7 protein-coding genes are annotated in these 11,175 nt (G+C 62.3%); 6 read left to right on the forward strand and 1 reads right to left on the reverse strand.

Features of this window, described 5'->3' with window-relative positions:
- The first annotated feature begins 36 nt into the window (after positions 1-36).
- The 6 genes from G3480_RS06930 (at position 37) to G3480_RS06955 (ending at position 10,641) form a co-directional block, all read left to right on the forward strand.
- Positions 37-2,085 carry an ABC transporter ATP-binding protein gene (locus G3480_RS06930; protein ID WP_164653052.1) on the forward strand — a complete coding sequence of 683 codons (2,049 nt, stop codon included), beginning with the start codon at positions 37-39 and terminating at the stop codon, positions 2,083-2,085.
- Between the two features lie 113 nt (positions 2,086-2,198).
- Positions 2,199-3,500, forward strand: a complete 1,302-nt coding sequence (locus tag G3480_RS06935) for an EAL domain-containing protein (RefSeq protein ID WP_164653054.1) — start codon at positions 2,199-2,201, stop codon at positions 3,498-3,500.
- Positions 3,501-4,978: 1,478 nt separating this feature from the next.
- Positions 4,979-5,194, forward strand: a complete 216-nt coding sequence (locus tag G3480_RS06940; RefSeq protein WP_164653056.1) for a cold-shock protein — start codon at positions 4,979-4,981, stop codon at positions 5,192-5,194.
- 722 nt (positions 5,195-5,916) lie between these two features.
- Positions 5,917-8,460: a DNA translocase FtsK gene (locus G3480_RS06945; RefSeq protein ID WP_164653058.1), complete on the forward strand. Its 2,544-nt coding sequence runs from the start codon at positions 5,917-5,919 to the stop codon at positions 8,458-8,460.
- Positions 8,461-8,724: 264 nt separating this feature from the next.
- A complete protein-coding gene (lolA, locus tag G3480_RS06950) occupies positions 8,725-9,330 on the forward strand; it encodes an outer membrane lipoprotein periplasmic chaperone LolA (RefSeq protein ID WP_338114079.1) in 606 nt (201 codons plus the stop codon).
- A 6-nt stretch (positions 9,331-9,336) separates the two neighbouring features.
- Positions 9,337-10,641 carry a replication-associated recombination protein A gene (locus tag G3480_RS06955; RefSeq protein ID WP_164653059.1) on the forward strand — a complete coding sequence of 435 codons (1,305 nt, stop codon included), beginning with the start codon at positions 9,337-9,339 and terminating at the stop codon, positions 10,639-10,641.
- A gap of 182 nt (positions 10,642-10,823) precedes the next feature.
- Here the strand turns inward: G3480_RS06955 and G3480_RS06960 are convergent, their stop codons facing one another.
- Positions 10,824-11,003, reverse strand: a complete 180-nt coding sequence (locus tag G3480_RS06960; protein WP_164653061.1) for a hypothetical protein — start codon at positions 11,001-11,003, stop codon at positions 10,824-10,826.
- Positions 11,004-11,175 lie beyond the last annotated feature (172 nt).

Here is an 11,175-nt window from a genome sequence, read left to right on the forward strand (position 1 = left end):
CTGCCAACTGCCAACTGCCAACTGCCAACTGCCCCGATGCCTGATCCGCTCATTCAAGTCCAATCCCTGACCACCCAGCTCGGCGACCCGAGTCATCCCCTCCGCGTGGTCGATGGGCTGGACCTTCACATCCAGGCCGGGGAGACCTTCGCGCTCCTCGGCGAGTCGGGGTGCGGAAAGTCCATGACGGCCCTTAGTCTGATGCGTCTCCTCCCGCCGTCCGGACGCATCGCGGCGGGCGTCGTCCGATTGCGCGATACCGATCTGCTGCGCCTGACCGAGGCAGAGATGCGAAAGATCCGCGGCGGGCGCATGGGGATGATCTTCCAGGAGCCGCAGACGTCCCTGAATCCTGTGTTGACGGTCGGGGACCAGATCGCCGAAGCGGTGCGCATCCATGAAGGACGCTCGCGCGCTCAGGTCGCGGGCCGGGTCGTCGAGCTGCTGCGCGCCGTTGGTATCCCCGACCCCGAGCAGCGCGCCAAGGAGTTCCCGCACCAGCTCTCGGGCGGGATGAAGCAGCGGGTCATGATTGCCATGGCGCTCGCGGGTGATCCCGAGTTGCTGATTGCGGATGAGCCAACGACGGCCTTGGACGTCACCATTCAGGCGCAGGTGCTCCGTCTCTTGAAGGACCTGCAGCGGCAGACCGGCATGGCCGTCCTGCTCATCACGCACGACCTGGGCGTGGTCGCGGAAACCGCAGATCGCCTCGCGGTGATGTACGCCGGGCATATCGTCGAGACCGCGCCCGTCGCCGATTTCTTCGCCAATCCGGCTCACCCCTATAGCCGCAAGCTGCTGGAGAGTCTGCCTGCGGCCGAAAAACGCAGTGGCCGCCTCGCGGTGATTCCGGGGAGAGTCCCACGCCTCGATGCGGTCTTCCACGGCTGCCGTTTCGCCGAGCGTTGCGCTTCGGTCATGGATGTTTGTCGGACTCGGACTCCCGCGTGGCTCGAGATCGCGAACGGGCATGGCGCCCGCTGTTTCCTCTGGGATTCGGAGGTCGCGGGGGAGGTGGCCAAAGCCGCCGAGACGCCTCATGGCGCTGTGGGCACGGCGAGCCTATCCAGCGCTACGACAGACGCCGCACGGTCCGATGAGCGTGGCGCGCCGCTCCTCAGCGCACAGGGACTTCAGGTCCACTTCCCGATTCATCATGGCGTCCTGCGCCGGGTCGTGGGTCATGTCCGCGCCGTTGACGGTGTCTCTATCGAGCTGCGGGAGGGCCGGACCCTGGCGCTCGTCGGTGAGTCAGGCTGCGGCAAGACGACCGCGGGAAAGGGTATTTTGCAGCTCATCCAGCCGACTGGCGGCTCGGTGCGCTACCGTGATCAGGAGCTGATCGGACTCAGCAACCGCCGGATGCGCCCCTTTCGCAAGGACCTGCAGATCGTCTTCCAAGATCCATTCGCTTCGATGAACCCCCGCATGCTCGTCGGCGACGTCATCGGCGAGGGTCTTCAGGCCCTGGGGATCGCCAAGCGCCGCGCGGATCGCATGCGCCGCGTGGCCGAGCTGCTCGACCTGGTAGGCATGGATCCCGAGGCCGCGAGGCGCTATCCGCACGAGTTCTCCGGCGGACAGCGACAGCGCATCTGCATTGCCCGCGCATTGGCGGTGGAGCCGCGCATCATCGTTTGCGACGAGCCGACCAGTGCCCTCGATGTCTCGGTGCAGGCCCAGATCCTCAATCTGCTGAAGGACCTGCAAGCGCGGCTGGGCCTTGCCTATCTCTTCATCACCCATGATCTCTCCGTCGTCGCCTACCTCGCCCATGAGGTTGCTGTGATGTACTTGGGTCGCGTCGTCGAGCGCGGTCAGGTCGATGAGATCCTGGACGATCCGCGTCATCCTTATACGAGTGCGCTCCTCTCTGCGGTGCCGGTCGTGGAGCAAGACAAGCGCCGCAACGTCATTCGACTCGACGGCGATATGCCGTCTCCGAGCCATCCGCCGTCCGGCTGCTACTTCCATCCGCGCTGTCCGCAGTCCTTTGAGCGCTGTCCGCACAGCTATCCTGAGGAAGCTCGACTCAGCGAGACGAGGGTCGTGAGCTGTCATCTGACTGCGGAGACGCGCTGAGTGCCGCGCCTTGCTTGCGCTTTTTCGGCTTGCGACGTATGGTTTTCCCGCGCCGATGATCCTCGGCAGTGTGAAGATCCCACTCAGCGACGGGCCAAGAGAGCGGCTTCAGGATGGAAAAAATCAAGAACATTCTCTGTGTTTATCCAGAGCCAGCTGAGCTGCGCATCAGCGCTCTCCTGAATCGGCATGGAATTGTGGTCGATCTGACCGAGGCCAGTCACCCAGATGCCGTCAAGGCGGCCCTTGATCAGCCGCTCTGGTGGGATTTGATTCTCTGTGACGCCGCCGCCTTCTTTGATAAGGGGATTGCGAGCGAGATCGATCCTGTGCGGGATTCCCTTGAGGCGTCCTTAGTCCTTCTCAAAGACTCCAAGAGCGCGCTGCGACCGGCGGAGAGCCTGAGCTACGGCGCGGCCGATGTCGTCGATCGAGACGACGTGGATCATCTCCTCATGGTTTGTGAACGGGAGGTCCGTAACGCTGCGACGCGCAAGCAGCTGCGTGCGCTACGGCACTCGGTTGCGAATGAGTCGGGAGGGCGGAGTCAGTTCATGGTTCCGACCATCAACGACCTGAGCAAGCGGGTGCATCCGAGCGGCGGCGCCGATGGCGAGGCGGGCAAGACCGAGCCCATGGAACTCGATCGAATGCGCACCCTCATCGATGGGGGTGGACTGACGCTGGAATACCAACCCATCGTTGCCTTCAGACCTGAGGGTCAACATCGCAACATGTTTGAGACATTGGTCCGGCTGAAGGACGAAACTGGCCAGCTGTTGCTCCCTGATCGCTTCCTCCCACTCGCCGCCGACGCCGGTTGGATCGGAAATATCGACCTCTGGATCTGCCGCCAGGCAATCGCCGTGCTTGAACAGATGCAAAGCAGCGGGGCCAGAGATACGACCCTCTTTGTGAATCTCTCGACCCAGACCCTAAAGTCCGAGAAGCAGGTTCGCGCCATCGGGACCTTCTTTACGGCCGCACATTTGACTCCGGGCTCGATCGTCGTTGAGGTCAAGAAGTCTGCATTCGAAGAGGCCGGCGACGGAATCAGCCGCTTGGCCGAGATGCTCAAGGTCAAGCAGCACGGGGTCCTCTTGGAAGATCCCAGGCTGGATGACCGCGAGTTGCTCGAGTCGCATCGCGCCCTCATCACCCACGTGAAGCTCTCTTCCGCAACCGTGCAAGGGCTGGTCGAGGGGGCGGCCTCGCAGCAGGCGCTCAATGCCTTCGTACGCTGCGCCCACAGAGAGGGCATGCAGGTCATCGCGCTGGCCATTGAGAACGTCGCGCTCATGCCAATCCTCTTTGCCGCCGGCATCGATGCGATTCAGGGAAACTTTACCTGTGTGCCGAACCAGGAACTGGTCTACCCCAGCGTGACCATGATCGAGTCCGCTCCCATCATCTAGCGAGGCTTCGCCTCAGACCGACGAGTCATGCCATCGGGATCGGGATCGAACCGACGATAGCGATCCCGATTCCGATAGCGATCCCGATAGCGACGGCCTTGGATGGTCGGACGCTTCATCGAAATTTGACTCATCTGCCAGCATTTTGCGCCCTCAAGGATTCTAGTCGGCGCTGAGGTTCGGGTTGGGCGCGGATAAGCATGATCTGCTCCGGCCGGCTGAAGTGGAGGCGCTTTCCGGTGACCTCTGATGCTCGTGCTCCGCGGTCGGTGATCACGTCGCTTCCCAAGCTTCTCCATCTGGCCCTTTCCGGTTTCCGAGGCTTGACCGACCGCAGTCCGGCGGACAAGAGCCCTCGCGGCCTCCCCAAGAGAGACTCAGGTCTCAGCCATCTCTTTCAGGTGTTTTCCGTTCCGAAGACGCGCGCGAAGGCGGCTTGATCGCGGGTCTCGTGAGCGGTGTGACACCATGCTCGCCTGCTGTTCTTCGCCTGTGCTGCGCCTGGCCAATGGAGCGCGCTCCCGTTCATGCGAGAGGGCGATGAAGATTCGCGCGAAATCACGGGGCGGTGTCATTGTGGCGTCAGGAGCCGGGTGCGCCCGGCGTCGTGACCGGGTGTGGGTAACCTCCGTTGGAGCATTGCAACGACTTTTCTTCACCTGAACAGCATTTGCACGAGCCTTTTATCGGTTATAATCCGGCCGTCAGTTGCAATGAACGCAAAGAAAATGGGAAATCGGATCTTCCACGAGGCTGCTAATCATGGCCCGCGCAGAATGGAGCGCGAGGAATAAGCTCGAACAGAAAGTGCCTGACCTCTTTACCCTGCCTTTACTGCCTTCCCTTCTTCTGCTTGCCGTGTAAAGGCAAATGCCTCGCTAATTGCTTGGTGTATTCCACCTTGCACGTGCACTGCGGCGCAACGCCTACCGCGAATGTTCGAGACAGGCGCGGAGCGAGGTTGCAAGCGCGCTTGGAGTTGAAGGGAGGGGGATGAGTCGGGGTGACGCGAGTGATGACGCCGCTCATCTCGGCTGGGGTCGGAGCGCAATATCTGGACGAATGCCTAGTAGGTTTTTGTTGACTCTTTTTGTCGGCCTTTGGGGTCTGCGGTAAGACAGGTGGTGGGCTCTTGGTGCTCTCAGAGACGACAAAGGAGCTTCCTCAAGTCGGCTTGCTCGAGCATTGCTGTGCTCAGGGCAAGCTCAGGGGCTTACAAGATGCAAGCCAAGGCCTTGGTCATGAGTTGGGCCGGTAGGGTGGACGAGCGAAAGCGAAGTCCACCGAATCCCGCGTCGGCGTTGGTGGACTGCGCTGCGCTTGTCCACCCTACGGAAGACGACTGGCCCAAACGATGATCGACGCCGCAAGCCAAGCGAATTCCACTCGCTATCGAGCGGAATGACGAGGCCCTTTCTCGCGGGCTCCGTCATTGAAATACCAACCTAGGTTGGTGCGTCTTTTGTGATGAGGTTGTTATGACAGGCGAATTGGTTTCTGGAACCGTGAAATGGTTCAATGATGAAAAGGGCTATGGATTCATTGAGCGTGAGGAGGGCAAGGATGTCTTCGTGCACTACAGCGCTATCAACGGCGGCGGCGGGCGCCGTACCTTGGCTGAGGGTCAACGGGTGACCATGGAGGTGACTCAGGGACCTAAGGGACCACAGGCGGAGAATGTGACCCCCGAGTGAGCTTTACTGCCGCGGGAATGGGACGCAAGGCCTGCAGGCTGAGTGCGGGCGACGGATCGCACGGAGCGTCCAAGTTGCCTGGAAGCCAGTCTCTTCCCGTGGCTTTACCCTGAAGGCTTTCCCGTCGCGCGCGACTGGGGCCTGACCGATGTCTCGGAGTTTTCGACTCCGTTGTTGCTGGCTGCATGCTGTTGTCGAGCGAAGGGCGCGTCGCTTGCTTCACATGTTCTGAGTTCGGAGCGACTGCATCCTCTCTTTTTCGGGGCTTCTCCAGCCTCCTGTCGTCCGCCTTTCGGAGCCTGCGCGACGGATTGTTGGCGCGATGGGGCGCTGTTTCCTGAACAGGCTCGGCGTTCCGCCGGATTTGAGTCTCGAAGGCTTCTGTTGATGCCAATCCGGCTCGCTCGTCTTCCATCTAGCGAGGCTTCGCCTCAGACCGACGCGTCATGCCATCGCTATCGTCGGTTCGATCCCGATCCCGATCCCGATCCCGACGCCCTTGGATAGTCGGACGCTGCATCGAAATTTGACTCATCTGCAAGCATTTTGCGCCCCCAAGGACTCTAGCCGCTTTCGGCGTGGCCTTTGCCAGCTCGGGCCTGCACGGCCTCGAGCCTGACCGTCGGTTCCGGGCGACTTGTACGCCGTCAGACCGCTCATGCGGAAATTGCGCGAAAAATATCCGCTAAGGCTATAATGTCGCGGAATATTTGGAGGACCGCATGGCACAGGCAACACGCTTCGGGCAGCTCACTTTCAGCGATCACGTCGAGCGCGCACTGCGCGAGGGCTCCATGTGGACGCTGATGTGCGTTGCGATCTACCTTGCGCTTTCGTTGGTGAGCTACTCACCACAGGATCCGGGTTGGTCCTACGTCGGTGAGGCCAACCAGGTCAGCAACGCAGGTGGCCGGACCGGGGCCTGGTTTGCCGATATCGCGCTCTATCTGTTCGGATTCTTTGCCTACCTGATTCCCTTCATGGTTGCCTGGAGTGCCTGGCTGGTGTTTCGCGGCGCGGGCGAGGACGCGGGCGTCAAGACCTGGCTCCTGTCGTTGCGCTGGATCGGCTTCCTGATCACCGTGGCGGCGGGGTGCGCCTTTGCGTCCATTCACTTTGCCGTCGCTGGGGACTATCTGCCCAACGGCGCCGGCGGAGGTCTGGGGCTCCTCATAAGCAGCCATATGCTGACCGCCTTCAATCCAACCGGTGCCAATCTATTTCTGGTCGGCGGCCTCGCGGTCAGTCTGACGCTTTTTTTCGGCATCTCCTGGGTCAAGCTGATGGATGCGATCGGGGCCGCGGTGCTCCAAGCCACGACCTCAGTGTGGCATGCCATGGCCCGAGCGGTCGGCGGTCTGTCTTCGACTCAGGTACGCAAGCGTTCAGAAAAGGAGGCCTATCCGCACGGTCTCCCAAAGGCGCTGAAGCTCGTCGATCCCGCAGCCGCACAGCTGCCGAACGGCGCTCCTGATGCGGAGCCGCAACGCCGCCGCAAGGCGCCCAAGCGTCCACTCACCAAGCTCCCCCAGGGCGTTCAGGACGCCATGGCGGATCCCGCTCCAGCAGCGCCCGAGCCGGAATCGGCCGTCGACCTTCCCAGGACGACGCCCGGACTCATGAAGAACGCCGGCGCCGCACTGCGCGAGATGGCCGACGGCTTGCGCGATGTCTTGCCCAAAGGCGCTCGAGAGGCGCAAGGCACGGCATTGCAGCCCAAGCGGCCTGAGCCCTCTAGGCCGCCGGCGTCACGGCCGTCGGGAGCAGTTCCCCGTCCGCCCTTGGACCTTCTGGACGCGCCGCGCAAGAGCGGCCGTGGCTACTCGCAGGAGAAGCTCGAGGAACTCTCGCGGCAGGTCGAGACCAACCTGGCGGATTTCGGTGTCCAGGTAGAAGTCGTCGCGGTCTACCCAGGGCCAGTGGTGACCTTGTTCGAGCTGCGCCTCGCCCCTGGTATCAAGGCGAGCAAAATCACCGGACTCGCGCGCGATCTCGCGCGTGCGCTGACCACGGTCAGCGTGCGGGTGGTCGAGATCATTCCTGGCAAGTCCGTTATCGGTATCGAGATTCCCAACAAGCAGCGCGAGACGGTTTTCCTGCGCGAGATCTTCGACTCCCCCGCCTATCAAGATGCCAGCTCGCCCCTGACGATCGGGCTTGGAACCAATATCTCGGGTCTGCCCGTTGTCTCCGACCTGGCACGGATGCCGCACGCGCTCATTGCGGGTACGACGGGCTCGGGCAAGTCGGTGGCCATCAACGCCATCATCCTCAGCCTGCTCTACAAGGCCGGCCCCGAGGACGTGCGCCTCATCATGGTCGATCCGAAGATGCTGGAGCTGTCCGTCTATGAAGGCATTCCGCATCTGCTGACCCCCGTCGTGACCGACATGAAGGAGGCGGCCAACGCGCTACGCTGGTGTGTCGGTGAGATGGAGCGCCGCTATCGGCTCATGGCGAAGATGGGCGTTCGCAACATCGCTGGCTACAACCGCAAGGTTGCGGAGGCCGAGGCCGCCGGCACGCCGATCCCAGACCCGACCGTCAGCCCGGAAGACATGATGGCGCTGGGCGGCGAGGTGCCGACGCTGGTCCATCTGCCCTATGTCGTCGTCATCATCGATGAGCTGGCCGACATGATGATGGTCGTCGGCAAGAAGGTGGAGGAGCTGATCGCGAGACTGGCGCAGAAGGCCCGTGCTTCTGGGATCCACCTGCTGCTCGCGACGCAGCGCCCATCGGTGGACGTGCTGACCGGTCTCATCAAGGCCAATATCCCGACGCGCATGGCCTTTCAGGTGTCGTCGCGCATCGACTCGCGTACGGTCCTCGACCAGATGGGGGCCGAGCAGCTGCTGGGGCATGGCGATATGCTCTATCTGCCGCCGACCGCCAACATCCCACAACGGGTTCATGGTGCCTTCGTCGACGACCCCGAGGTCCATCGGGTGGTCGAGTTCCTCAAGTCCCAATATGGCGAGGCGGATTACATCCATGATGTGCTCCGCGAACCGACAGAAACGCTTCCGGGTATCGATCCCGAGCCGCGCGGTGATACCGAGGACAGCGACCCCTTGTTCGACGAGGCCGTACAGTTCGTCATCGAGAGCCGTCGTGCGTCAATCTCCGGCGTTCAGCGCAAGCTCAAGATCGGCTACAACCGTGCCGCGCGCATGGTGGAAGAGATGGAGCGGATCGGTGTCGTCGGTCCGGCCGAGACCAATGGGAATCGCGAGGTCCTCGCTCCGCCCCCGATGGAAGACTGATCCAAACTCGATCCAAACTGGGTCGTCGGAATCGCGAAGGGGCCTGTGCGCTTCGTGTCCTCTAGGCTTTGACAGATCCTTTCAGGCTGATCGGCGATTGGCCTGATCGCCTGAATCGAGCGGGCGGGCGGCACTTATCGATCGGCGCGTTGTCTTCTCGCTAGGTTGTGACTTCAGGACAAGCTCAGCATGATGTCTATTCTCGATGCTCTCTCCCCTCGGCCGCGGATTTCGCGTTCAGGCGTGCGCGCCGGCCTTGGATTCTTGTCGATACTGATCGCCCTGACGTGGATGGGCGGCGCCGTCGCGAGCGACGCTGCTAAGCGCGTCGATGATTATCTCTCTGGACTGGACAGCCTCAAGGCAAGCTTCGAACAATACACCTTCAGCGCCGATCACAGCCAAATGATGCAGGCGAACGGCACCCTCTACCTCCAACGCCCCGGGCGTTTCCGCTGGGAGTACGATACGCCGAACGAGCAGGTCATCATCGCGGATGGCAAGCGGGTCTACCTCCACGACATCGAACTCAAGCAGGTTTCGCAACAGAGCCAGGACAAGTCGCTCCGCGGCACGCCAGCCCTGCTGCTCGCCAGCGCGGATCCGATCGAAAAGCACTTTCGGGTTCGTTCGATCGAGAGCACGGATGGGCGGGACTGGGTAGAACTCATCCCCAAGGCGGGTGATACAGACATCGTCAAGATCGAGATCGGCTTCGGCAAAGAGACCTTGGATAGTCTCATCATGGAGGACAGTTTCGGGCAGGAAACGCGCCTGAACTTCTCCGGGGCCCAACGCAACGTCAGTCTCAAGCCGAGCCTCTTCAAGATCGACCCGCGCGCCGTCGACGACTTTCTCCAGTTCGACTAGATCACCATGATCAGCGCCCCGCAGGACGCGCCACTCGCGGATCGGCTGCGTCCGACGAGCCTCGATGGATTCGCCGGACAGTCACACCTGGTCGCTCCCGGCAAGCCGCTCCGCCAGGCCATCGACTCGGGTCGCCTCCACTCCATGATCTTCTGGGGGCCGCCCGGGACCGGCAAGACGACGCTGGCGCGCCTGGTCTCCAATCAGTCCGGCGCGCACTTTCTCACCCTTTCAGCAGTGCTGGCAGGGGTCAAGGAGATCCGCGAGGCGGTGGCCGAGGCCAAGGCCGTTCGCCAGATGGAGGGCAGGGGAACCGCGCTCTTCATCGACGAGGTCCATCGGTTCAACAAGAGCCAGCAGGACGCCTTCCTGCCGCATGTCGAGAACGGTACCCTGACCTTCATTGGGGCGACGACAGAGAATCCCTCCTTCTCGCTCAACAATGCCCTGCTGTCGCGTGCGCGCGTCTACGTCCTCAAGTCATTGACCGAGGACGATCTCGTCTCCGTCTTGCGGCGAGGACTGACGGATGCCGATCAGGGGCTCGGCGGTGCCGGACTCGAACTCGACGAGGACGCGGCCCGACTGCTTGCCACGGCCGCTGATGGCGATGCGCGCCGCGCCTTGAATCTGCTCGAACTGGCAACTCAGCTCGTGCCCGAGGGGCGCATCGACCTGTCCATCGCGGTCGAAGTTTCGTCCGCCACCCTGCGCCGATTCGACAAGGGCGGAGACGCCTTCTACGACCAGATCTCGGCCTTGCACAAATCGGTTCGCGGCTCGAGCCCTGATGCCGCCCTCTACTGGCTCGCCCGCATGATCGATGGCGGCTGCGATCCACTCTACATTGCCCGTCGATTGGTGCGCATGGCGAGCGAGGACATCGGCAACGCCGATCCTCGCGCCTTGGACTTGGCCCTCAATGCCTGGCATACCCAGGAGCGGTTGGGATCGCCCGAGGGCGAACTCGCGCTGGCACAGGCAACGGTCTATCTGGCTTGCGCTGCCAAGAGCAACGCCGTCTATAAGGCCTGGGGCGCGGCCCAGGCAGATGCCCGAGGCGCCGGCTCCCTGGACGTGCCCATCCACCTGCGCAATGCCCCGACCAAGCTCATGAAGGAACTCGGGCACGGCCGCGCCTACCGCTATGCCCATGACGAGCCCGAAGCCTATGCCGCGGGAGAGCGCTATTTCCCCGAGGACCTGGGTGAGCGGCGCTACTATGACCCCGTCGACCGCGGACTAGAGATTCGCATCCAAGAAAAGCTCGAGCACCTCAAGGCGCTCGACCGGGCCGCGGGCAAAGGCTGAGCCTGGCAGAAGCTGCCAGCCGCAAGCACAAAGCCCTGTCTTGAACATGCGCTTTGTCGCAGCCGACAGCAGCGCGGTCGCTAAGAAAGTGCTCATCAACAACTCCCCCCCTTTCGCAAAGGGGGGCCAGGGGGGATTTCGGGCGGCATCGCTCGCGTCGGGAAACAATTGATGGGCACTTTCTAAGTGTTCGGTTCTGGCCCTTCGCAAGGGTCCGCCAGCACGGAGAAGATCATCCTCTTGATCGGGTCGCTCGGTACGGCGCAGACGCTGGCGATGACGATCATGGACAAGAATACGGCGAAGAAGACAGCCCACCAGGCGAAGCCGACGAGCAAGGGATGGAGCAGAATCAGCAGCAACAAGGACCCCAGCAGACGGGCGAAGCGCTGGGGTTGCCTCTGATTACACGCGATTGCGGGCGCGGTCGAGCCCGTCAGAATGGGTTGTAGATGTAGGTGATTTCCGAATAACAGTTTACCCGGTTAAGATGGGATTTACTCAACAGACTGACCCTATCGAGTCCGACCATGT

It is taken from the genome of Thiorhodococcus mannitoliphagus (genome assembly GCF_010915725.1).
Taxonomy (GTDB): domain Bacteria; phylum Pseudomonadota; class Gammaproteobacteria; order Chromatiales; family Chromatiaceae; genus Thiorhodococcus; species Thiorhodococcus mannitoliphagus.